Raw genomic sequence first — 21,461 nt, 5'->3', positions numbered from 1 at the left:
CTCCAGGACAGCAATATGGCACGTCGGGAAATCACACCCATCAAGCGCACTATCCGACGAGATCAGCTTCGCGAGATGGTCCCCCTTGCCGACAGCACCATCTATGAGATGGAGCAGCGCGGAGAGTTTCCGCGGCGGTTCGCACTCTCAGCCCGCTGTGTCGTGTGGGACCTCGCTGAGGTCGAAGCCTGGCTGGCTGCGCGCAGATCGACACCCCTTGCTCGTGCGCCGCACCCTGATGTGAGGCAACGCCGAACCCGGCCGGTTAAAGGGCCGGGTCGGGTTGCAGGAGCGGCATCGAAGGCGGAATGAGGACCGGGATGTATTTCTGGCCACCGACCCAGGCATCAATAATGTTCGACCACTCCTGCATCATATGCCGACGCTGCACCTCGTACTCGGCCTTGTTGTAGACTCCCCGCGAGGAGCGACCATCCTCGTGCGCGAGACACTTTTCGATCCAGTCACTGTTGAATCCGAGCTCGTTCAGAAGAGTTGACGCAGTCCTTCGGAGGTCATGAACCGTGAACGGCTGCAGCGGAAGACCTTCCTTGCTTGCCTGCTCAACGACCGAGTATGTGATCCGGTTGAACGTTGCCCGCGACATCGGAGCGTCGGCGTCATAGCGCGACGGCAGCACATACTTTGAATTTCCCGCGCAGGTCTTCAGCGCGATGAAGATATCGAGCACCTGGCGCGAGAAATAAACGTTGTGCGCCTTTGAGCGCTTCATACGCTCCTTGGGAATTGTCCAGACTGCGTTCTCGAAATCTACTTCGTCCCACGTGGCATCGAGCAATTCACTCTTGCGGACCATCGTGAGCAGATACAAACGCATACCCAGTCGGATGGTGGGCAATGTCGCGACACGGTCCAGCTGCTTGACCATGATGCGAATTTCAGTCGGTGAAAGCGAGCGGTCTCGCGGGACAAAGTTTGCGATCGACGCGGGTCCCACCTCGTCCGCTGGATTGGCGATCTTCTCGCCATGCAGGATCGCAAATCCGTAGATCTGCTTCACGATATCACGGACATGGATCGCCGTTGCGGGAGCGCCGCGCTCCACGATGGCAGCACAATGGGCGCGAAGATCGTCCGGTGCGATTTCATTCAGAAGGCGCTTGCGCCAGATGGGAAGCAGCTCACGTTCGAAAATCGACCGTCGCATTGCCCGCGTACTGTCGGCCATGGGTGCCGCGACGAGCCACTTCTCCCCGAGCTCGCCAAAACTCCTTGCTTCAAGAAGACGCCGTTTCTCGCGCTGCTTCTCGATAGCGGGTGACCGCCCCTCGCCGACTGCGCGCCTCGCATCGATGCACTTCTCGCGAGCGCGTGCGAGCGACAACCCTGTCGGGCCGTATTTTCCGAGGACCACAGTCTCGCGTCGACCATGCAGACGGTAGTCGAGCCGGAAAGACAGCGTCCCGGCGGGCGACACAACCACGTACATGCCGTCCCGGTCGGTGACCTTGTACGATTTTTCCTTTGGTCTCAGCGCCTTAAGCGCAGCGTCTGTCAGCAAGGACTTTCCCTCCAGGCAAATACCGTCAGCTATTTTTGAGCCGCGTTTGACCGGAGATTTCCTTGTTTTGCAGATACTTAGGCAAAGAAAAATACCGTCAGACGCATCTTCGCGTATGACGGTATTGATCGGGATCGGTTGTTTCAATGGACGGCGACACCGTCAGGCGCTCCGTCCGTCCGGTTTCATGCGCGCCGATAGTTGTCGAATGTAGATGACGATTTAGATCGTAAAATCAGTCTGTTACGTCGTACAATTGGATAAAGCGGGATAGTCCCGGACGGGCCTGAATCATTCCCACTCAATCGTCCCGGGCGGCTTGCTCGTCACATCGTACACCACCCGGTTCACGCCCTTCACCTCGTTGATGATGCGCGTCGCGGTCTCGGCCAGAAACTTCATGTCGAACTGGTAGAAGTCGGCGGTCATGCCGTCGGTCGAGGTGACGGCGCGCAGGCCGACGACGTATTCGTAGGTGCGGCCGTCGCCCATCACGCCGACGGTCTTGACCGGCAGCAGCACCGCGAAGGCCTGCCAGATTGCATCGTAGAGGCCGTGCTTGCGGATCTGGTCGATATAGACGGCGTCCGCGTTGCGCAGGATGTCGAGCTTTTCCCTGGTGATGTCGCCGGGGCAGCGGATCGCAAGGCCCGGGCCCGGGAACGGGTGGCGGCCGACGAACACTTCAGGCAGGCCGAGCTCGCGGCCGAGCACGCGCACTTCGTCCTTGAACAATTCGCGCAAGGGCTCGACCAGCTTCATGTTCATGCGCGCCGGAAGGCCGCCGACATTGTGGTGCGACTTGATGGTCACCGACGGGCCGCCGGTGAAGGAGACGCTCTCGATCACGTCGGGATAGAGCGTGCCCTGTGCCAAAAATTCGGCGCCGCCGATCTTCTTGGCTTCCGCCTCGAACACGTCGATGAACAGGCGCCCGATGGTCTTGCGCTTCACCTCGGGGTCGGCGACCCCAGCGAGCTCGCCGAGAAACTCTTTCGACGCGTCCACATGGACCAGCGGGATGTTGTAGTGGTTGCGGAACAGGTCGACGACGGTCCTGGCCTCGTCGAGCCGCAGCAGGCCGTGATCGACGAACACGCATGTGAGCTGGTCGCCGATCGCCTCGTGGATCAGCACCGCAGCGACGGCGGAATCGACGCCGCCGGACAGGCCGCAGATCACCTTGCCCTTGCCCACCTGGGCACGAATCTTCTCGATCGCCTCCTCGCGGAAGGCGCGCATGGTCCAGTCGCCGGTGAGGCCGGCGACCTTTCGCACGAAGTTGCGCAGCAGTTTTGCGCCATCGGGCGTGTGCACCACCTCGGGGTGGAACATCAGGCCGTAATACTTCCGCTTCTCGTCCTGGATGATCGCGAACGGCGCATTCGGCGAGGTGCCGGCGACGGAGAAGCCGGGCGGCATCCTGGTGATGCGGTCGCCATGGCTCATCCACACCTGGTGCTTCTCGCCGTGGTTCCAGACGCCATCGAACAGCTGGCTATCGGTCTTCACCTCGACATCGGCGCGGCCGAATTCGCGGTGATGCCCGCCCTCGACCTCGCCGCCGAGCTGGGCCGCCAAGGTCATCTGGCCGTAGCAGATGCCGAGCACGGGAACGCCGGACTCGAAGATCAGCTGCGGCGCGCGCGGCGAGCCGGTCTCGTGAACGGACTCGGGTCCGCCGGAGAGGATCACCGCCTTCGGCTTCATCTCCTTGAAGGCAGCCTCCGCCTTCTGGAACGGCACGATCTCGGAATAGACGCCCATCTCGCGGACGCGGCGGGCGATCAGTTGCGTCACCTGACTGCCGAAATCGACAATCAGAATCTTGTCATGCGCCGAGGCCACTGACGGCGTCGACGGTGCTTGAACCGAGTCTTGGGCTGTGTGCTGGGCTGTCATGGCAAGCAGATACGCGACGGCGCCCGCCCCCGCAACCGCGGCCAGCGTTGCGCCCACATTCTTCTTTGGGCATGGACAAATCGATATAGGTCAATATTATTGACCTAATTTGACCATAAGCGCCAAGGAGGAAAGCAATGCCCGATTTTCACGACCCGTCCCGCCTCACCGCGCTCGGCCACGAGTGGGTCGCCGCCTGGAACGCGCGCGATCTCGAGCGCGTGCTGGCGATGTATTCGGAAGATACCGAGATGACCTCGGACCGGATCCCGGCGTTCGGCTTCGGCGCGTCCGGCACCGTGCGCGGCAAGGCGCAGCTGCGGGCTTATTGGAGCGCGGCGCTTGCCAAACTGCCGGAGCTGCATTTCGAGCTGATCGACCTCTACGTCTCGCCCGACAGCGTCGTGGTGTTCTACCAGAACGAACGCGGCAAGAAGATCTGCGAGTATCTGCGGCTCGATGATCAGGGCAAGATCAAGCAGGGTTCGGCGAACCATCTGGTGCATTGAGGTTGCTGGAGTAATCCGTCACCCTGAGGAGGTCGCGAAGCGGCCGTCTCGAAGGGCGACGGCCCGGCTCCAACCATCCTTCGAGGCTCGCCGAGCGCTGCTTGCGCACCGCTCGACGCGCACCTCCAGCGACAACGCCGAAGCCGTTGCGCGGGGATGACGCCTGCGTTTGTGGATGCAAACGCCCAGAGTGATCAAAACTTCAGGACAACGCTCCGATGAAAATCCCGACCTGCCCTTCACCGTCACCGACTGGAGCCACGTCGAGCCGACGGTGCATCCCGGCGAGACCGGGCAAGCGCTGTGGCGCACGCTCGACATCGGCGATGTCAGGGTGCGGATGGTGGAGTATTCGCCGGGCTATCTCGCCGATCACTGGTGCGACCGCGGTCATGTACTCTACGTCGTCACAGGCGAGCTCGATACCGAGCTGCGCGACGGCCGCAAATTCACGCTGAGGCCCGGCATGAGCTACCAGGTCTCCGATTTCGGCGACGCCGCGCACCGCTCGTCGACGGCGACCGGTGCGACGCTGTTTATTGTGGATTGAAGCGCGCTCTCTCCCGTCACCCCCGCGCAAAGGCTTCGCCTTTGTCGCTGGAGGAGGTCGCGAAGCCACCGTCTCGAAGGGCGACAGCCCGGCTCTATGCCCGTCATTGCGAGCGAAGCGAAGCAATCCATCCATCCGCATATGCGGCGCGATGGATTGCTTCGTCGCTTCGCTCCTCGCAATGACGTGGAAGGAGTATCCACACGCTTGCATCCGTAATCACCGCCGCTTCGCCGCAACCTTCCTCACCTTCGTGTCCGCCCAGCCCAACGGCTTGCCGCTCTTCGACGGCAGCACGAGTTGGCCGACCGCCTGCCCGGCCTGGTCCAGCAGCACCGAATGGGCTTCGCCGCGGGCGAGAGATGCGCCTCGCCCCATTGCCGCAGGCCCACCACGACCGGGAACAGGTCGTGCCCCCGCTTCGTCAGCACATATTCGTGATAGGCGCTGCCGTCGGACGCCGCGACCTGCTCGAGCACACCGAGCTCGACCAGCGTGCGCAGCCGCGTCGTCAGCATGCCCTTGGCGATGCCGAGATTCTTCTGGAAGTCGCCGAACCGGCGCAGGCCGTCGAACGCGTCGCGCACGATCAACAGCGACCACCAGTCGCCGATCGCGTCCAGCGCGCGCGCCACCGGGCAGTCCGCCTTGGCGAATCCGGTCCGCTTCATCGCGGCTCTCCTCCTCGATCACGATTCCGAACTGGTCTTAAAATAGGACTAGACAGCGCGGAGCGCAACTGGTCTCATTATAAGACCAGATTGCGAATTGCGTGGAGGCAAGATGACCAACCAGACCATGGCAGAGGCCGCACCGGCCAAGGAGACCAAGACAGCGGACGGCAAGCGCGACAACGCGACGGCAGGCGCGCTTTCACCCGCGGCCGTGCTGCTGTTCGCCGTCGCCTGCGGGCTCAGCGTCGCCAACATCTATTTTGCGCAGCCGCTGCTCGATACCATGGCGCGCGATCTTGCCATCACGCCCGCGGTGATCGGCGGCGTCGTGACGCTGACGCAAATCGGCTACGCTTTCGGGCTGATGCTGATCGTGCCGCTCGGCGATCTCTGGGACCGCCGCAGGCTGATCGTCGGCCAGACCGTGCTGTCGGCGCTTGCGCTCGCCATCGTCGGCACCGCGCCGAACGCCGCCGTGCTGCTCGCCGGCATGGTGCTGGTCGGGCTGCTCGCAGTCGTGATCCAGGTGCTGGTCGCCTACGCCGCGACGCTGGCGGCCCCCGCCGACCGCGGCCGCACCATCGGCACCGTCACCAGCGGCGTGGTGTCGGGTATCCTGCTGGCACGTTTTGCCGCCGGCGCGCTGGCCGATCTCGGCGGCTGGCGCATGGTCTATCTCACTTCCGCTGCGCTGACGCTGGTGCTGGCGGCGCTGCTGGCGCGCGCGCTGCCGCGGCATGCGCCGCAGCCGATGGCCGGATCGTCCTATGCAAAATTGCTGCGCTCGACGGTCGCGCTGTTCGTCGAGGAACGGGTGTTGCGCGAGCGTGCAGTGTTCGCGCTCCTGATCTTCGCAAGCTTCAGCGTGTTCTGGAGCTCGGTCGTGCTGCCGCTCGCAGCACCTCCGCTGTCGCTGTCGCACACCACGATCGGGATGCTCGGGATCGCGGGCCTTGCCGGCGCACTCGCCGCGCGCAATTCCGGCCGGCTCGCCGATCGTGGCTGGGGCCAGCGCACCACCGGACTGTCGCTGCTCTTGATGCTCGCCGGCTGGGTGCCGATCGCCTGCCTCAACACGTCGCTCTGGCTGGTGGTGGTCGGCGTGCTGATGATCGACTTCGCGGTGCAGGCGATCCACGTCACCAACCAGAGCCTGATCGTTGCCGCGCGCCCCGATGCCGCGAGCCGGCTGGTCGGCGGCTACATGGTATTCTATTCGATCGGCACCGGGTTCGGCGCGATCAGCTCGACGATGGCCTATGCGGCGACCGGCTGGATCGGCGTCTGCGCGCTGGGCGCTGCGATCAGCGCCGTCGCGTTGTTGTTCTGGGTGATCGCGGTGAGCCGGACGCCGGTGCCGGTGGGGGTGTGCTCGGCGGCGTCATAGCAGTTGGCACACTGCCCGCCCCGTCATTGCGAGCCACCCGGTCGCGCGAAGCGCCGCCGGATGACAGGCTCCGCGAAGCAATCCACCGTGCCGCATATGCGGAGCCATGGATTGCTTCGTCGCTTCGCTCCTCGCAATGACGGAGGAGAAAGCGTCACGCCTTCTTCAGCACCGACACAAAGAACCCATCGGTACCGGTCCGGCGCGGTGTCATCAGCAGGCCCTCGGCCGATTGCAGCGCGGCCTCTCCAAACGCCTCGGCCTTGTCCCACAGCACCGACGCGGTCTGCTCCGGCGGCTGCACGGAAAACTCCGGATGCCGCGCGATGAAGGCCCTGACCTGCTCGCCATTCTCCTCCGCCAGCACCGAGCAGGTGATGTAGGCGATGCGGCCGCCGGCCTTCACCAGCGGCACCGCGCGCTCCAGCACCTCGGCCTGGTCCTTCAGCCGCACCTCGAGCGCGCCGGGGCGCATCCGCCATTTGGCATCGGGATTGCGGCGCCAGGTGCCGGTGCCGGTGCACGGCGCGTCGATCAGCACGAGGTCGGCGGAGGCCTTGATGTCGGACAGCACCTCCTCCTCGCCGCGCGGCGTGCGGACATCGCAATTGTGCACGCCGGCGCGCGACAGCCGCTCATGGATCGGCGCGAGCTGGCGCTTGTCGCTGTCGGTCGCGATCAACCGTCCCTTGCCCTGCATCTGAGCTGCGATCGCCAGCGTCTTGCCGCCGGCACCGGCGCAGAGGTCGATCACCTGCTCGCCGGGCTTGGCCGCCGCGAACAGCGCGGCGAGCTGCGAGCCCTCGTCCTGCACTTCGATGGCGCCCTTGATGAAATCCTCCTCGGCATGGATGCCGGGATTGCGCGCGTCTGCGCCGAGCTCGATGCGCAGGCCGAGCGGCGACCACGGCGTCTCCCTGGCGCCGAGATGCGACAGCCGCGGCAGCACCTTCTCGCGCTTGCCGCGCAGTGTGTTGACGCGCAGATCGAGCGGCGCACGGCTCGCCATCGCGGTCGCTTCCGCGGCGCGGTCGTCGCCGAACACCTTTGCCAGATGCGGATCGAGCCAGTCCGGATAGTCGCCCGCAACGTGGGCCGGCGCGTCCTTGAGCGTGCGCGAGGCCAATGCGGCCTCCTCGGCCGCGGTCAGCGGATCCGGCGCGAACCGGCCGCCGTCGCACAGCGCCGAGATCGTCGGGATATCCATGCCGCGCTCGAGCTTGAGCATGCCGAGCACGCGCGCGCGGGCGCTGTCGTCCTGCATCAGAAAGGCCGCGGAGGATTGCCGGCGCAGCACGTCCCAGATCAGGCCGGAGATCGCGGCGCGATCACCGGAGCCGGCATAACGGTGCGCGGTGCCCCATTCCTTCAGCGCTTTCGCCGCAGGAATGCGCTGTGCGTCGATGGTGGCGATCAGTTCGATCGCGGCGGTGAGCCGGGCAGCGGGGGTCATTGATCTCTTTCGGTTGGGCGCATCAGATCAGCAGCAGCAGTCTGAGCGCGAAATACAGCCACATGGCCGCCAGCACCAGCACGCCGGCGAACCAGGCGAGCGAGCGCGGCCGCACGTCGTTGGAGGTGACGAACACCGCGGCATGGGCAAACCGCGTCACCACGAACACCCAGGACATCAGCACGATGAACAGATCGGCACGGCGCAGCGGCAGCGCAATGGCGATCAGGACATAGAACAGCACCGGCAGCTCGAACTGGTTGGCAAAGCAGTTGGCGAACTGGGTGGCGCGGGCGGGCCAGTTCGGCTCGCGCAGCGCGATATCCTTCATCCGGGTCTCACCGCTCGCCAGCGTCCGCGTGCGCGCCGTCGCCATCGTGAACAACAGCGCGAAGGTCAGCCCAATCTGGATGAAGACCGGCAATAGAACCATTTGAACTGACATCAAGAATCTCCCCTCAGCCGCGGGCGCCCGGCCGCCCTCTTAGCCGCCGCCCGCGGCCCTGACAATGAAGCGAACGCGGTAACCCGTTGAACCATCATCCGAGCCCGGCGGACCAACTCCCGGGACCAATGGCGGTTTCAGTTCCCAACGGATGGCGCGATGCGCATCATCCTCGACGGCGCGGCCCTGGCAGCGGCCGCCATCGGCGACCTCCTCACCTCCCTGTTCAAGGTGATCGACCCCGGCATCGGCTGGTTCGACGATCCGGCGGATGGCGGGCTCGGCATGGTGATGTCGGGGCTCGCCGGCGTCGCCGCGGCGCTGCTGGTCGCGATCCTGCTCTCGGTCTATTTCCGCAGCGGTTATCGCTCGACGCGCGACACCGTCAGGCACAGCCTCGCCGCGGCGCTGCTGCTCGCCCTGCTCGGCTATGCGGCCTACGACATGGGCCACGATGCGCTGGCCCATCTTGGGCTCGACGCACAGCCGGCCGTGACGGGAACAAATTCCAACACCGGACTGCTCGGAAGCCACGTCCGTCCTGCCGCGTCGACGCCTTCGATCATGCAGTTCGCGATCTAGGGCCGACACCAACGCTTCGAGCAAGGCTCTTCAAACAAGACATCAAACAACGCATCAAACAGGGCAGCGAATAAGACGACGAAATCGTCATCGTTCCGACTTCGCGCCGACCTATGCTCCCAGCGAAAGGAGCGATGCATGCCCCAGTTTCGCCTGACCCAAATCTCCGACACCCATCTCGCGCGCCGCTTCAAGCCGCTCGTCGACAACTTTCATCGCGTCAGCGAGCACATCGACGCGACGCGTCCCGATCTCGTGCTCAACTCCGGCGACGTCTCGTTCGACGGGCCGACCAGCCGCGACGACATGGTGTTCGCCAAGGAGCTGCACCACGCGCTGCCGGTCGATTGCCTTTATCTACCGGGCAATCACGACATCGGCGACAATCCGACTGCGGTCGGCCCGGTGCCGGCGCAACTGCCGACCGAACAAACGCGCGGCGCCTTCACCTCGGTGCTCGGCGAGGACCGCTGGCATTTCGACGCCGCCGGCTGGTGCTTCATCGGCCTCAATTCCCTGATCATGAACACCGGCCTCGACAGCGAGGCCGAGCAATTCGACTGGCTCGCAGCCGCGCTCGACAAGGCCGTCGGCCGGCCGGTCGCGCTGTTCGTGCACAAGCCGCTCTATCTCGACGTGCCCTATGATGCCGAGCGCGCCGAGACCGCGATCCGCTTCGTGCCGCAGCCGGCACGCCGCCGCCTGATCGAGATGTTCGGCAAGGTCGATTGGCGCCTGGTCGGCAGCGGTCATGTGCACCAGCGCCGCGACTACACGTTCGAGCATGTCCGGCACATCTGGGCGCCCTCGGCCGGCTTCATCATCTCAGATGCGCGGCAGGAAGTGATCGGCGTCAAGGAAGTCGGTCTTGTCGAGTACCGCTTCCAGCCGGACAGCTTCGAGGTCCGCCACGTCAGGGCCAAGGGCCAGGTCGATGTCGATCTGGACATGCTGCTCGGCAAAGAGCCGGCCTAACGGCGAGACTCCTTGCCACCGTCATTGCGAGCCACCCGGTCGGCGCGAAGCGCCGCCGGATGACAGGCTCCGCGAAGCAATCCATCGCGCCGCAAGTGGGCAAATGGATTGCTTCGCCGCTTTCGCTCCTCGCAATGACGTGGATGGAGCGGTGTGCACCCGGCTCCGCGCGTCAGCTCCGTGCCGCGTCGTGCAGGTCCCGCTTGATGACGGTGAGCAGCGCCTGCAGCGAGTCCTTGTTCGGTTGCGGCGCTGCGGGCGCGGGCCGCGCGCGCGGCACATGCGGCATGAAGCGGGCCGGCGGCTCGGCGGCCGGCTCCTCCTCGACGAATTTTCCATGCAGGACGTCGTCGCGGCGGCCCATGAGGAACATCGTCGCCCAATAGCCGACGGCGAGAACAATGACCCCGAAAACAATAGCTTCAAAAACCATGGCTACACCTGAAATATAGCCATATTGAATCAACTGCTCCGGGTCCCCGTCAAGCAAATGGGGGCCGAAAAGCCCCCAAAAGCCCGCCGATGTGGCGTTTTTGATACTTTGTTGCGCGGAATGGGGCTGGAAAGCCCCGTTTTGACGCGTTTTCTTGACGCGAACCGGTATCCATCCTGGATCAAGTCCGGGACGGGCTTCGCTCGAAAACGCTATGCGCTCAAGCCTTGTCCGGCCCGACCCGGACCAGCTGCTTGCCGAAATTGGCGCCCTTGAGCAGGCCCATGAAGGCCTCCGGCGCGCTGTCCAGGCCCTCGGTCACGAACTCCTTGTACTTGACCTTGCCCTCGCGCACCCACTGCGACATGTCGCGCAGGAAGTCGCCATGCATCGCGGCGAAGTCGCTGACGATGAAGCCACGGAAGGTCAGCCGCTTGGTCAGGATGTTGCGCATCATCGCGCCGGCCCATTTCGGTGCGTGCGCCTCGGTGTCGTTGTAATGCGCGATCAGGCCGCAGACCGGAATCCGCGCGAACGCATTGAGCAGCGGAAACACCGCGTCGAACACCGCACCGCCGACATTCTCGAAATAGACGTCGATGCCCTTCGGGCAAGCTTCCTTCAGCTTCGCCGCGAGATTGGGATCGCGGTGGTCGAGGCACTCGTCGAAGCCGAGCTCGTTCTTGACGTAGGCGCACTTGTCCTTGCCGCCGGCAATGCCGATCGCACGCGCGCCCTTGATCCTGGCAATCTGGCCGACCGCCGAACCGACGGCGCCGGATGCAGCCGCAACCACCACCGTCTCGCCGGCCTGCGGCTTGCCGATCTCGAGCAGGCCGGTATAGGCGGTCATGCCGGGCATGCCGAGCACACCGACCGCGGTCGAGATCGGCGCGATCTTCGGATCGATCTTGGCGAGCCCCTTGCCATCGGACAGCACATGGGTCTGCCAGCCGGCGCGCGACAGCACGATATCGCCCTTGGCAAAGGCGGGATTGTTTGAGGCGATCACCTCGCTCACCGTGCCGCCCTCCATCACGCCGCCGACCGGCACCGGCGCGGCATAGGACGGGCCGTCGGCCATGCGGCCGCGCATATAGGGATCGAGCGACAGCCAGATGGTGCGGAGCAGGACCTCGCCCGCGCCCGGTGTCGGCGGCGCGTAGTCTTCGAGCCTGAAATTGGCCGGCGTGGGCTCGCCGTGCGGGCGCGAGGCCAGAACGATGCGCTTTCCTTGGGACATGATTTTCCTCTTGAGGTGATTGTTCGTGGCGGACACGTAGTCATGCAATCGACCTCCCCGCAAGGGAGATGGATTTGCTCTTTCGCGTAGCGCTTGTTTGAAATGTTGTTTGAAATGATGCGCGTCATGCCGGCATGCCCCCCGAGGGCCAATCGGTCACTCCGGGACGGATGACGGTGGCGGGTGGCGGGGCGACTGGCCGGCTCGTTACTCAGGCACAATTGCGGAGGCCGCGAGCAACGGCGGTGCGCGCAGTTCAGGTTCAATCAGCGCCTGATAGCGCGACGGCTCGGCACGCTCGATGGCCGCGATATCGGGCGCGGCGCCATTGCGCCAGCCAACATAGGCGTCACTGGCTTCGATCCCCATTGCTTCGGCAACGAGCTGAACCCAGTTCCTGACCTTGATGTTGTCGCGACCGTCGAGCACCGCGAATTCGCGATGGCATGGATGAAGGATCGTGCACACGGTGTCAGCACGATTTGCGACCGCCGCCGACCAGGTCTCGCCCATCACCACCTTCAGCGCGCCTGGCACGGCAGCAATGCCGCTGCACATGTGGCCAGGTACCGCAGGTCCCTCGATCAGTTCGAGCCCCGGTATTCGCGACAAGATACTGGCAATCCGATCGTTGATCGGCACGTGGGTTGAAAACCCGAGATGCCGGTGCAGCAGCACGCGGCGCTGCACTGGCATGGTCAACAGCGGCGCCAGCCGATCGATTGATGCGGCCAGCAATTCGGAAATGTGCGCAATATCGAACGCAACCGTGTTGCCCGGCGCCATGATGTCGGACATGTGCATGTGGCACGAGGGACACCAGGTCACGACAGTGCCGCGATCGTCCTTCGCGACGGCTTCATTGAAGCGGCCGACGGTCCGGCCCGCCATGTTGCTCGCCGCATGCGGTTGATGGTCGTGGGCGGTGCCGCAGCAGTAGGCCGGGCCGCCGGCGGCGCGGACATCGTAGCCTGCACGCTCCAGCAGCATGATGGACAGCCGGATCATTTCGGCGTGGCGCAGCATGTTGCAGCCGAACCAGAACGTGACGCGATTGTCGCTTACAGCCATGTCTCAAGCTCCTCATCGCTGAGCTGGAGTCGCGCGAAGGTCTTGATGCGCGGGAAATACGAGGGATCCTGCTTGGCGCGCAGTTGGCGCGTGTCGTTGATGGCGCGTTGCTTGGCGATCCGGATCAGCAGCATGGCGTCAAGCCCCGCGGCCTTTTGCGGGCAGGCATCGACGCACTGACCGCTCTTGGTGCAGGCGCCGACCCAGGCCACCGTTTGGTCTGGAGCGGCCTCACCACTCGCCAACCGGCGCAATCCACCTGTAACGATGTTGGGATCAGCGCCGCGCAAATCGATGTAGTCGACCATCGGACAGGCGTTGAAGCACGCGCCGCATTCCGTGCACAGCGCGGCAAGCTCCGCGCCGGATTGCATCAGGAAAGCTTCGGTGGTTTCGGCGCGCGCCGGCGGAAGCCTGATCATATCGAGGGCAAAATGCGCCCTCGGGCCTTGGCGGTCAAGGCTGTCGTCTCCGCCAACTCCGGCTTGAGGGCCAAAGGCGATCAGGTCCAGACAGCGCCCGGAATCGCAAGATTCCCCGGTGCGCAATTGCGCACCCGAGGTTCGATGCTTCGCATCGCCCCGGAATGACGCACGGAGTGTTTACACCCCGCCCGGATAGTTCGGGGCTTCGCGCGTGATGGTGACGTCATGGACGTGGCTCTCGCGCAGGCCGGCGCCGGTGATGCGGACGAACTCGGCTTTGTCGTGGAAGTCCTTGATGTCCTTCGCACCGACATAGCCCATCGCCGCGCGGAGGCCGCCGGCGAGCTGGTGCATCACGTTGCCGACCGGGCCCTTGTAGGGCACCTGGCCCTCGATGCCTTCCGGCACGAGCTTCAGCGTATCCTTGATGTCCTGCTGGAAGTAGCGGTCGGCCGAGCCGCGCGCCATCGCGCCGACCGAGCCCATGCCGCGATAGGCCTTGTAGGAGCGGCCCTGCCACAGGAAGACTTCGCCGGGCGTCTCGTCGGTGCCGGCGAGCAGTGAGCCGACCATCGCGATGTCGGCGCCGGCGGCGAGCGCCTTGGCGAGGTCGCCGGAATATTTGATGCCGCCATCGGCAATCACGGGCACGTCGGCCTTCTTCGCCGCCGCCACCGCATCCATGATCGCGGTGAGCTGCGGCACGCCGACGCCGGCGACGATGCGCGTGGTGCAGATGGAGCCCGGGCCGATGCCGACCTTGATGCAATCCGCGCCGGCATCGATCAGGGCCTGTGCGCCGCCTTCGGTGGCGACGTTGCCGGCCACGACCTGCACGGCATTGGACAGCCGCTTGATGCGGTTGACGGCATTGAGCACGTGGCGCGAGTGACCATGCGCGGTGTCGACCACGACGACGTCGACGCCGGCATCGATCAGCCGCTCGGTGCGCTCATAGCCGGTCTCGCCGACCGTGGTGGCGGCGGCGACCCGAAGCCGGCCGTGTTCGTCCTTGCAGGCGAGCGGATGGGCGACCGCCTTCTCGATGTCCTTCACGGTGATCAGGCCGACGCAGCGATATTGGTCGTCGACGACGAGCAGCTTCTCGATGCGATGCTGGTGCAGCATCCGCTTCGCCTCATCCTGGCTGACGCCCTCGCGCACGGTCACGAGGTTCTCATGCGTCATCAGCTCGGAGACCTTCTGGCGGGGATCGCTGGCAAAACGCACGTCGCGGTTGGTCAGGATGCCGACCAGCTTGCCCGGCACGTTCTTGGCGCTACCTGTGACGACCGGAATACCGGAGATGCCGTTTTCCTTCATCAAGGTCAGCGCGTCGGCCAGCGTCGCGTCGGGGCCGATGGTCAGCGGGTTGACCACCATGCCGGATTCGAACTTCTTGACCTGGCGCACCTGCGCGGCCTGGCCGTCCGGATCGAAGTTGCGGTGGATGACGCCGAGGCCGCCGGCCTGCGCCATCGCGATTGCCATGCGGGCCTCGGTGACGGTGTCCATCGCGGACGCCATGATCGGGATATTGAGCGAGATCGCGCGGGTGACGCGCGAGCGGATATCGACTTCCGAGGGAAGGACGTCGGACAGACCGGGCTTCAGAAGCACATCGTCGAACGTGAACGCTTCTCGGATAGCCGGAAATCCCGTGGCCATTGCCAACTCCTTGTCTGCGGCCGCAGCCGCAATGGGTCTTACGGATGAACGCCGCCTGCGGCGACGCGCGCTGCGTCACCGTCGAATCGGCGCCCATCGGTGGGGTTGACGCTGGTCGATAGCATGGCGGCATGACGAATCAAAGTGTTTGCCAGCCATGCACAGGCTTTTTTACGGCCCCGGCAGCCTGTTTAGCGATAACCCTGCGGCGGCCCGTACCGGCGGATCGCCTCGACCATCTCGCGGTGGCGCCGGTCCTCCCGCTTCATGTGGACGGCGATGACCGCATGGGCCGACGGCACCAGCAGCAAGACATGGAAAAACAGCCCGAAAATCGCGCAAAACACGATCAGGACCAGATTGAAGATGGCCGAAAACGGCTGTCCGTTCAGGAGCAGCCCGATCGGCGGCAAGAGAGCGGCGAGGACGTAGATCACGGCAGGCACCTCAAACGCTGGCGGATGCATACCAGCGTCACGCTGGATTTAGGGCGTTTGGCCGGTTCCGCAATAGCGCCGCTCAGGGCAGGATGATATGGCCCCCTCGCCTGCCTTTTTCAGCACAGCTGTCCTATTTTGATGAACAAACAACGCCTGATCCCGCTCATCGTGGCCACTGCCCTGTTCATGGAAAACATGGACTCTACGGTGATTGCGACCTCGCTGCCGGCGATCGCCGCCGATATCGGCACCAGCCCGCTGACGCTGAAACTCGCGATCACGTCCTATTTGCTGTCGCTCGCGGTGTTCATCCCGGCGAGCGGCTGGACCGCGGACCGCTTCGGCGCCCGCATCGTGTTTGCGGGCGCAGTCGCCGTGTTCATGCTGGGCTCGATCGGCTGCGCGCTGTCCTCCTCGGTGACCGATTTCGTGTTCGCCCGCATCCTGCAAGGCCTCGGCGGGGCGATGATGACGCCTGTTGGGCGATTAGTGCTATTGCGCTCGGTCGACAAGAGCGCGCTGGTCAACGCGATGGCCTGGGTGACGGTCCCGGCGCTGATAGGCCCGGTGATCGGGCCGCCGCTCGGCGGCTTCATCACCACCTATTTCTCCTGGCACTGGATCTTCCTGATCAATATCCCGATCGGGCTGCTCGGCATCTTCCTCGCGCTGAAATACATCGACCCGATCAAGAGCGAGGCCCCCGAGCGCTTCGATCTGATGGGACTGGTGCTGGCCGGCATCGGGCTCGCCGGCATCGCCTTCGGGCTGTCGGTCGCCGGCCTCAACCTGTTGCCGTGGCCGATCGTCGCCGGATTGGTCGGCGTCGGCACGGTGTCGATGACCCTCTATGTCATCCACGCGCGGCGCACCGGCTCGCCGGTGCTCGATTTCGGCTTGCTGCGGCTGCCGACCATGCGCGCGTCGATCGTCGGCGGCTTCATGTTCCGGCTCGGCATCGGCGCGCTGCCGTTCCTGCTGCCACTATTGATGCAGGTCGGCTTCGGCCTGTCGCCGTTCCAGTCCGGCCTGGTGACGTTTGCATCCGCGGTCGGCGCCATGGGCATGAAGACGCTGGCGGCGCGCATCATCAAGGCCTTCGGCTTCCGCAACATGATGACGGTGAATGCGGTGGTCAGCTCTGCCTTCCTCGCCGCCTGCGCCCTGTTCACGATCTCGACGCCGCTGATGCTGATCTTCACCATCCTGGTGGTCGGCGGCTTCTTCCGCTCGCTGCAATTCACCGCGATCAACACCGTCGCCTATGCCGAAGTCGAGCCGCCGCAGATGAGCCGCGCGACCACCCTCGTCAGCGTCAACCAGCAGCTCGCGGTGTCCGCAGGCGTCGCGGTCGGTGCCTTCTCGGTCGAGACCACGCTGGCGCTGCATCACCAGACCGAGCTCTCGGCCGATGTGTTCGGACCGGCCTTCATCGTGGTGTCGCTGATCTCGGCTGCGTCGGCCTGGTTCTTCTGGCAGATGCCGGTCGACGCCGGCAACGAGATCGCCGGCCGCAAGGCGATCGACATCTCGAGCCGCAAGGGCGCCGAGAAGCGTCGCGCCGCCGAGGCCGTCAAGGTCGCGACCGAGGACACCCAGAACGCGCGGGATCAGCGGCTGGGGTAGTCGATCGAGCGAGCTGTTCGCGAGGCACGGTACAAGCGCGCCGTCCGTCACGACCGGGTCGCTAAGGATGGCCGGTCATTCCGGTTGTCTGTGGACGATCCGGACGTTCAATAAGTTCGTATGTGGGAACGTGGGTCGCTTCCAGCCACGATTCCAGCGCAGCTCCGCAAACCGTGCAGATCGCGTCACCCGTGTGCGGCACCAAGAACTTCTCTTCAGTGCGTCTGTACTCGGCGCCGCAATTGCATTGAACAATTGTCGCCATTGCCAGGATATGCGCCTGGGAATGGCGCTTTGCCAGCACTTTTTCATCAAACGGCCCCAGTGCGCGAAACGCTGCTGCACCAAGGCCGCCAACCCAGTGGGGGGTTTTCTCCCGGTGGGCCTTGGGGGCTCTGGCGCCGGGAGCAGGGATTCGACTCCGGCCGTCCTTCCAGGTTCCTATCGACCACGTTGAAGTGTTCGCCTGCGCGCATCCATCCTGACGACGCCGGGTCCTGCAAAAAAATCCACGCGAGAGTCAGAAAGCGAACGGAAGTGCCGCCGCCGATCCTGCACAGTTCGGCTCAAGCGGGCCCGCAGTGACCGCCGCATCAGCAGAAATCATGCAGGAGGAAGCGCTCCGGATTCCGTTCCGTGGCGTCCGTGCGCCACGGAAGGCCCGGTTTTCATTGATCGAGTTTCGCTTGAAAGGATCAGAGCCAGTGAGTGACGCGAATACGAATGAAGTGAACGGCAATCCGAAAGTCGGCTTCGGCCTGCCCGTGTTTGCCTTCCCCAAGGCCTTCCAGGGCATCGCCCAGCAAAATGCGACGCGCGCAAAGGAACAGTTCGAGAAGGTCAAGGAGGCCTCTGCAGAGATCACCCTCCTGCTCAAGGAAGCCTATTCGATCAATGCCAGCGGCACCGCGGATTACGCAGCCAAGCTGGTCGAGATCACGAGCACCAACGCCAGTTCGGCCCTCGCCTTCGTGGCCGATCTTGCCGGCACCAAGTCACTGTCGGAGGCGATGCAGCTTTCGGCCGAGCATGGCCGCAGGAATTTCGAGGTCACCACCGCGCAGAACAAGGAGCTTTGGGAGCTCACCAAGAGGGTCGCGACTGAGACCTCCGAGCCGCTCAAGAAGAGCCTTGCAAGGGCGTTGAAGACAGCTTCCTGAGGAGCAAGCCACCCGCTCCCGGAGCCCCGGCTGGAACGAGCGTCTCCCACAAGAAGGGACGCCGTCCAGCCGAGGGGCGCGGATCCAGCAATACCTGACATTGGAGGAGGACGCCGTGGGCGCGATCATGATCAGATGTCCGCGGACAGGCCGCGCGATCACAACCGGCAAGAAAGCCGATCGCAAGACATTTGGCTGCAGCACGGTGTTCTTTTCGCGCACCTACTGCACGATCTGCCGGACCACTCACGAATGGTTTGCCAGGGACGCCTGGGTCGACGAACCCGGCGAGCGGATGCTCGAGGCGTCCTGACATCGACGCCCGCCTGACAGGTTGATCAATGGCTGCGTGATCGCGAGGCCCCCGCTACATGCGGACGTGCCTGAACCTTGTCGCCATTGGCCCATGGTTGAGCGTGCGAACGCTGCGGCCCATGCGCCGCGGCACCGCGACCGGACGGTTTCAATCCTTCGGCCGAAACGATGCGATCGATCCTGTCTCGCATGATATCGTAGCATTCGCAGGCCGCCGCTTCGAGGCCCTGCCTGTCGACCTCGATCGAGCTGCGCCGGTTGGACCGGATCGCCCCCGATGCGCGAAGCTTCTGCACGACGTGGGTTACGGTCGTTCGCCTGACGCCCAGCAATTCCGACAGCGTCTCCTGCGTCAGCGGGAGTGTGTCCTGGCCGATCTGGTCGTGAATCTGCAGTAGCCAACGGGCCAGACGGGCTTCCACCGAGTGCAGCGCATTGCACGCCGCCATATGCTGGAACTGCACCAGCAACGACCGCATATGGAGCTGCACCGCATCCGCGAGTGCGTGGCTTCGCACGAGCGCCGCCTGAAATCGCGCCGGCGAGATCTGCCATGTGGTGCCTGCGACACGAACCACCGCCGTCATGGGCGAACGTACCGGCCGCAGCGTCGACAGGATGCCCGCCGCACCTTCGTTGCCGACCATCGTGGTCGCGACGGCCTGTCCGTTCGGCATGTCCATGACGAACGCGATCAATGCCGTACACGGGAAATAGATCTGTTCGACAGGGTCGCCCGACCGCACCAGCACGAGGTCGCGTTCGAGCGATACTTTGCGTAGATGCGGCACAAGCAGGTCGAAATCTACGTGCGGCAGCGCAGCCAGAAGACGATTGCCTATGCGCGTCCTGTACTCCATCACGGGACATCTCCCAGACGGAGGCGCGGTTCGTTGCACGGATCCCGTGGTGGCGTCAGGCCGAGATACGCAACGAACAGACCGCGCCGGGAAAATAGAATACGCCGCAGGGGAAAGGGTTCCAAAAGCTTCAGCTTGGTGCGCGTCGCCCTCTTCCGGGGCACCACCCCCGTCGCTACGTTCCTCGCAACGGCTGCTGCCCGCGAAACCCAGTCGCCAGCACGTAGCGCTCCGAGGAGTCCTGCCGGCTGGCCGCCGGCTTGACGTGGCGGACGGTGGCGAAATCGCGCTTCAGCTGCCCGACCAGCTCGGCATCGGCGCCGCTCTGGAACACCTTTGCCAGGAAGGTCCCGCCGGGATTGAGCACCTCGCCGGCGAAATGCGCGGCGGTCTCGACGAGACCAATGATGCGCAGCTGATCGGTCTTGCGATGGCCGGTGGTGTTGGCGGCCATATCCGACATCACGATGTCGGCGCGGCCGCCCATCATCGCGATCAGCTTTTCCGGCGCGTCATGATCCAGGAAGTCGAGCTGCGCAAAGGTGACGCCAGGGATCTCGCCCATCTCCAGCAGATCGATCGCGACCACCTTGCCCTTGCCGTCGGCGGCGCCGGTGCGCTTGGCGGCGATCTGGCTCCAGCCGCCAGGCGCAGCGCCGAGGTCGACCACCGTCATACCCGGCTTGAGCAGGCGATATTTGTCGTCGATCTCGAGCAGCTTGAAGGCCGCGCGCGAGCGATAGCCCAGCGCCTTGGCCTTGGCGACGTAGGGATCGTTGAGCTGGCGCTCGAGCCAGAGTTTTGACGACAGCTTTCGCTTGCCGCCGCTCTTGACCGTGACGTGCAGCCGCCCGGTGGTGTCTTTCGCCATACTGCTTCTCTACTCCCTCGCCCCGCTCTTGCGGGGAGAGGCATAGGCGGCCTTTCGGCCGCCGTTCTTAAAAAGGACGCCAACGCAAAGCGTCGGCTACGGTGAGGGGCTGCCTCGTCAAAGAAGTGAGAGATGAGCTCGCGGAGAGTCCCCCTCACCCGGATCTTGCGCTTTGCGTAAGATCCGGCCTCTCCCCGCAAGCGGGGCGAGGCAAGAGAAGCTCTAGCACGCCCGCAGCGCGCCGTCCTCGCGCATCATCTCGACCAGCATGCCCTCGCGCAGGCCGCGATCGGCGACGCGGAGCCGCGGCATCGGGAACGCGTTGCGGATCGCATCGAGGATCGCGCAGCCGGCGAGCACGAGGTCGGCCCGCTCGACGCTGATGCAGTTGTTGTTGACGCGCGCCTCGTAGCTCATGCCGAGCAGCTTCTGGATCGTCGCTGTGACGTCGCCATCGTTCATCCAGATGCCGTCGATGCGGCGGCGGTCGTAGCGCGACAGATTGAGGAAAACGCCGGCGAGCGTGGTCACGGTGCCCGAGGTGCCGAGCATATGCATGTCGCGCAGATCCTTGCCATGCTCGGCCGCGAACGGCGCGACATGCCGCGCGACCTCATCGATCATCTGCGCATACAAATCCCGGGTTACGTTCCTGCCGCCGAAATGCTCCGCCAGCGTCACGACGCCGAGCGGGATCGACATCCACGCCTTGATCCGCGGCGGCGCATCGGGCGCGGCGGGATCGCGCTCAATCCGCACCAACTCGGTCGAGCCGCCGCCGATGTCGAACAGGATGGCGCCCCGCCCTTTCGGGTCGAGCAGCGGCGAGCAGCCGATCACGGCGAGCGTCGCCTCGGTCTCGCGGTCGATCACCTCGAGCTCGATGCCGGTCGCAGCCGCGACGCGCGCGCGAAAGCTTTCCGCGTTGCCGGCGGCGCGGCAGGCCTCGGTGGCGATCAGCCGCAGCCGGCGGGCCTTGCGATAGCGGATCTTGTCGCTGCAAATGGCGAGCGCCGCAATGGCGCGCTCGATCGCCGCTTCGCTGATCGAGCCGGTCGCGGCGATGCCCTCGCCGAGCCGGATGATCCGCGAGAAGGAGTCGACCACGCGGAACCCGTCGCCAGTGGGACAGGCTATCAACAGCCGGCAATTGTTGGTGCCAAGATCGAGTGCGGCGTAGACGCCAGTATCCGCGGCTGCCGCAACCAACCCTGACGGGGCTTCGCCGGCCGGAGGGCCGTCGCAAAGCCGCACATGGTCGTTCATCAAAACTGTCTTTCCGCAGGACCCAAAGGGGCTGCCGAATAATTGTCGTTCACGGAAACTTTAGCAGCGTCAAAGCGCTACGCA

Annotated in this window: 22 protein-coding genes and 1 pseudogene; 9 read left to right on the top strand and 14 right to left on the bottom strand. The window is 64.7% G+C overall.

Annotated elements, in window-relative coordinates; genetic code table 11:
- Positions 1-15: 15 nt before the first annotated feature.
- Entirely contained in the window at positions 16-312 is a 297-nt protein-coding gene (locus tag AKN84_RS44370; RefSeq protein WP_128970295.1) for a helix-turn-helix transcriptional regulator, read from the top strand.
- Here AKN84_RS44370 and AKN84_RS00840 read toward each other — a convergent pair.
- Together AKN84_RS00840 and guaA are read right to left on the bottom strand one after the other, a co-directional pair.
- Positions 266-1,522 (bottom strand): tyrosine-type recombinase/integrase, encoded by a 1,257-nt coding sequence (locus AKN84_RS00840; RefSeq protein WP_050418885.1) that lies wholly within the window; start codon positions 1,520-1,522, stop codon positions 266-268. The genes AKN84_RS44370 and AKN84_RS00840 overlap by 47 nt on opposite strands.
- Before the next feature lie 291 nt (positions 1,523-1,813).
- Positions 1,814-3,424: a glutamine-hydrolyzing GMP synthase gene (gene guaA / locus AKN84_RS00835; protein ID WP_050419067.1), complete on the bottom strand. Its 1,611-nt coding sequence runs from the start codon at positions 3,422-3,424 to the stop codon at positions 1,814-1,816.
- Positions 3,425-3,561: 137 nt separating this feature from the next.
- Here guaA and AKN84_RS00830 point away from each other — a divergent pair, with 137 nt between their 5' ends.
- Together AKN84_RS00830 and AKN84_RS00825 are read left to right on the top strand one after the other, a co-directional pair.
- Positions 3,562-3,933 (top strand): nuclear transport factor 2 family protein, encoded by a 372-nt coding sequence (locus AKN84_RS00830; RefSeq protein ID WP_050418884.1) that lies wholly within the window; start codon positions 3,562-3,564, stop codon positions 3,931-3,933.
- A 190-nt stretch (positions 3,934-4,123) separates the two neighbouring features.
- Positions 4,124-4,483 carry a DHCW motif cupin fold protein gene (locus AKN84_RS00825; RefSeq protein ID WP_430649872.1) on the top strand — a complete coding sequence of 120 codons (360 nt, stop codon included), beginning with the start codon at positions 4,124-4,126 and terminating at the stop codon, positions 4,481-4,483.
- A 219-nt stretch (positions 4,484-4,702) separates the two neighbouring features.
- On the opposite strand, the pseudogene AKN84_RS00820 reads toward AKN84_RS00825, so the two are convergent.
- Positions 4,703-5,154 (bottom strand): annotated as a pseudogene (locus tag AKN84_RS00820) (winged helix-turn-helix transcriptional regulator).
- A gap of 112 nt (positions 5,155-5,266) precedes the next feature.
- Between AKN84_RS00820 and AKN84_RS00815 the strand changes: the two are divergent.
- On the top strand, positions 5,267-6,544 hold the full coding sequence (locus tag AKN84_RS00815) for an MFS transporter (RefSeq protein WP_128970294.1): 1,278 nt from the start codon (positions 5,267-5,269) through the stop codon (positions 6,542-6,544).
- Positions 6,545-6,698: 154 nt separating this feature from the next.
- On the opposite strand, the gene AKN84_RS00810 is transcribed toward AKN84_RS00815, so the two are convergent.
- Positions 6,699-7,997 (bottom strand): RsmB/NOP family class I SAM-dependent RNA methyltransferase, encoded by a 1,299-nt coding sequence (locus AKN84_RS00810; RefSeq protein WP_050418881.1) that lies wholly within the window; start codon positions 7,995-7,997, stop codon positions 6,699-6,701.
- A gap of 22 nt (positions 7,998-8,019) precedes the next feature.
- Positions 8,020-8,442: an MAPEG family protein gene (locus tag AKN84_RS00805; RefSeq protein WP_050418880.1), complete on the bottom strand. Its 423-nt coding sequence runs from the start codon at positions 8,440-8,442 to the stop codon at positions 8,020-8,022.
- 159 nt (positions 8,443-8,601) lie between these two features.
- Here AKN84_RS00805 and AKN84_RS00800 point away from each other — a divergent pair, with 159 nt between their 5' ends.
- Both AKN84_RS00800 and AKN84_RS00795 read left to right on the top strand, forming a co-directional pair.
- Entirely contained in the window at positions 8,602-9,024 is a 423-nt protein-coding gene (locus AKN84_RS00800) for a hypothetical protein (protein WP_050418879.1), read from the top strand.
- Positions 9,025-9,162: 138 nt separating this feature from the next.
- Positions 9,163-9,999 carry a metallophosphoesterase family protein gene (locus tag AKN84_RS00795; RefSeq protein WP_050418878.1) on the top strand — a complete coding sequence of 279 codons (837 nt, stop codon included), beginning with the start codon at positions 9,163-9,165 and terminating at the stop codon, positions 9,997-9,999.
- Between the two features lie 172 nt (positions 10,000-10,171).
- Here AKN84_RS00795 and AKN84_RS00790 read toward each other — a convergent pair whose 3' ends face one another.
- The 6 genes from AKN84_RS00790 to AKN84_RS00765 all read right to left on the bottom strand — a co-directional run bounded on the left by AKN84_RS00790 (position 10,172) and on the right by AKN84_RS00765 (position 15,276).
- Positions 10,172-10,465: a hypothetical protein gene (locus AKN84_RS00790; protein ID WP_430649871.1), complete on the bottom strand. Its 294-nt coding sequence runs from the start codon at positions 10,463-10,465 to the stop codon at positions 10,172-10,174.
- A gap of 187 nt (positions 10,466-10,652) precedes the next feature.
- Positions 10,653-11,675: an NADP-dependent oxidoreductase gene (locus tag AKN84_RS00785; protein WP_050419065.1), complete on the bottom strand. Its 1,023-nt coding sequence runs from the start codon at positions 11,673-11,675 to the stop codon at positions 10,653-10,655.
- Positions 11,676-11,882: 207 nt separating this feature from the next.
- A complete protein-coding gene (locus AKN84_RS00780; protein WP_050418876.1) occupies positions 11,883-12,746 on the bottom strand; it encodes a heterodisulfide reductase-related iron-sulfur binding cluster in 864 nt (287 codons plus the stop codon).
- Positions 12,737-13,294: a 4Fe-4S dicluster domain-containing protein gene (locus AKN84_RS00775; protein ID WP_157863225.1), complete on the bottom strand. Its 558-nt coding sequence runs from the start codon at positions 13,292-13,294 to the stop codon at positions 12,737-12,739. The genes AKN84_RS00780 and AKN84_RS00775 overlap by 10 nt, the downstream gene beginning before the upstream one ends.
- Before the next feature lie 54 nt (positions 13,295-13,348).
- Complete coding sequence (gene guaB / locus AKN84_RS00770) at positions 13,349-14,839, bottom strand: IMP dehydrogenase (protein ID WP_050418874.1); 1,491 nt, start codon at positions 14,837-14,839, stop codon at positions 13,349-13,351.
- 191 nt (positions 14,840-15,030) lie between these two features.
- Positions 15,031-15,276, bottom strand: a complete 246-nt coding sequence (locus AKN84_RS00765; protein WP_050419064.1) for a hypothetical protein — start codon at positions 15,274-15,276, stop codon at positions 15,031-15,033.
- Between the two features lie 141 nt (positions 15,277-15,417).
- Here AKN84_RS00765 and AKN84_RS00760 point away from each other — a divergent pair, with 141 nt between their 5' ends.
- The 3 genes from AKN84_RS00760 (at position 15,418) to AKN84_RS00750 (ending at position 18,378) form a co-directional block, all read left to right on the top strand.
- A complete protein-coding gene (locus tag AKN84_RS00760) occupies positions 15,418-16,905 on the top strand; it encodes a DHA2 family efflux MFS transporter permease subunit (protein WP_050418873.1) in 1,488 nt (495 codons plus the stop codon).
- 704 nt (positions 16,906-17,609) lie between these two features.
- Positions 17,610-18,065 carry a phasin family protein gene (locus AKN84_RS00755; RefSeq protein WP_157863224.1) on the top strand — a complete coding sequence of 152 codons (456 nt, stop codon included), beginning with the start codon at positions 17,610-17,612 and terminating at the stop codon, positions 18,063-18,065.
- Positions 18,066-18,180: 115 nt separating this feature from the next.
- Positions 18,181-18,378 carry a hypothetical protein gene (locus AKN84_RS00750; protein ID WP_050419063.1) on the top strand — a complete coding sequence of 66 codons (198 nt, stop codon included), beginning with the start codon at positions 18,181-18,183 and terminating at the stop codon, positions 18,376-18,378.
- 25 nt (positions 18,379-18,403) lie between these two features.
- Here the strand turns inward: AKN84_RS00750 and AKN84_RS00745 are convergent, their stop codons facing one another.
- The 3 genes from AKN84_RS00745 to AKN84_RS00735 form a co-directional block, all read right to left on the bottom strand.
- Positions 18,404-19,132, bottom strand: a complete 729-nt coding sequence (locus tag AKN84_RS00745) for a Crp/Fnr family transcriptional regulator (RefSeq protein WP_347337287.1) — start codon at positions 19,130-19,132, stop codon at positions 18,404-18,406.
- 283 nt (positions 19,133-19,415) lie between these two features.
- Positions 19,416-20,111 carry an RlmE family RNA methyltransferase gene (locus AKN84_RS00740; protein WP_050418871.1) on the bottom strand — a complete coding sequence of 232 codons (696 nt, stop codon included), beginning with the start codon at positions 20,109-20,111 and terminating at the stop codon, positions 19,416-19,418.
- 222 nt (positions 20,112-20,333) lie between these two features.
- A complete protein-coding gene (locus AKN84_RS00735; RefSeq protein ID WP_128970290.1) occupies positions 20,334-21,377 on the bottom strand; it encodes a Ppx/GppA phosphatase family protein in 1,044 nt (347 codons plus the stop codon).
- Between the last annotated feature and the right edge of the window lie 84 nt (positions 21,378-21,461).

Origin of the sequence: Bradyrhizobium tropiciagri (assembly GCF_001189845.1) — a bacterium.
Classification (GTDB): Bacteria; Pseudomonadota; Alphaproteobacteria; order Rhizobiales; family Xanthobacteraceae; genus Bradyrhizobium; species Bradyrhizobium tropiciagri.
Note: the sequence above shows the minus strand (reverse complement) of the source record. Positions and strands in the feature narration are given on the sequence as shown.

What these genes read in the sequence shown, in the direction of transcription:
- AKN84_RS44370 (WP_128970295.1), top strand. Translation starts at nt 16, where the DNA reads ATGGCACGTCGGGAAATCACACCCATCAAGCGCACTATCCGACGAGAT.
- guaA (WP_050419067.1), bottom strand. Translation starts at nt 3,424, where the DNA reads ATGACAGCCCAGCACACAGCCCAAGACTCGGTTCAAGCACCGTCGACG.
- AKN84_RS00830 (WP_050418884.1), top strand. Translation starts at nt 3,562, where the DNA reads ATGCCCGATTTTCACGACCCGTCCCGCCTCACCGCGCTCGGCCACGAG.
- AKN84_RS00815 (WP_128970294.1), top strand. Translation starts at nt 5,267, where the DNA reads ATGACCAACCAGACCATGGCAGAGGCCGCACCGGCCAAGGAGACCAAG.
- AKN84_RS00810 (WP_050418881.1), bottom strand. Translation starts at nt 7,997, where the DNA reads ATGACCCCCGCTGCCCGGCTCACCGCCGCGATCGAACTGATCGCCACC.
- AKN84_RS00805 (WP_050418880.1), bottom strand. Translation starts at nt 8,442, where the DNA reads ATGTCAGTTCAAATGGTTCTATTGCCGGTCTTCATCCAGATTGGGCTG.
- AKN84_RS00800 (WP_050418879.1), top strand. Translation starts at nt 8,602, where the DNA reads ATGCGCATCATCCTCGACGGCGCGGCCCTGGCAGCGGCCGCCATCGGC.
- AKN84_RS00795 (WP_050418878.1), top strand. Translation starts at nt 9,163, where the DNA reads ATGCCCCAGTTTCGCCTGACCCAAATCTCCGACACCCATCTCGCGCGC.
- AKN84_RS00785 (WP_050419065.1), bottom strand. Translation starts at nt 11,675, where the DNA reads ATGTCCCAAGGAAAGCGCATCGTTCTGGCCTCGCGCCCGCACGGCGAG.
- AKN84_RS00780 (WP_050418876.1), bottom strand. Translation starts at nt 12,746, where the DNA reads ATGGCTGTAAGCGACAATCGCGTCACGTTCTGGTTCGGCTGCAACATG.
- guaB (WP_050418874.1), bottom strand. Translation starts at nt 14,839, where the DNA reads ATGGCCACGGGATTTCCGGCTATCCGAGAAGCGTTCACGTTCGACGAT.
- AKN84_RS00760 (WP_050418873.1), top strand. Translation starts at nt 15,418, where the DNA reads ATGAACAAACAACGCCTGATCCCGCTCATCGTGGCCACTGCCCTGTTC.
- AKN84_RS00740 (WP_050418871.1), bottom strand. Translation starts at nt 20,111, where the DNA reads ATGGCGAAAGACACCACCGGGCGGCTGCACGTCACGGTCAAGAGCGGC.
- AKN84_RS00735 (WP_128970290.1), bottom strand. Translation starts at nt 21,377, where the DNA reads ATGAACGACCATGTGCGGCTTTGCGACGGCCCTCCGGCCGGCGAAGCC.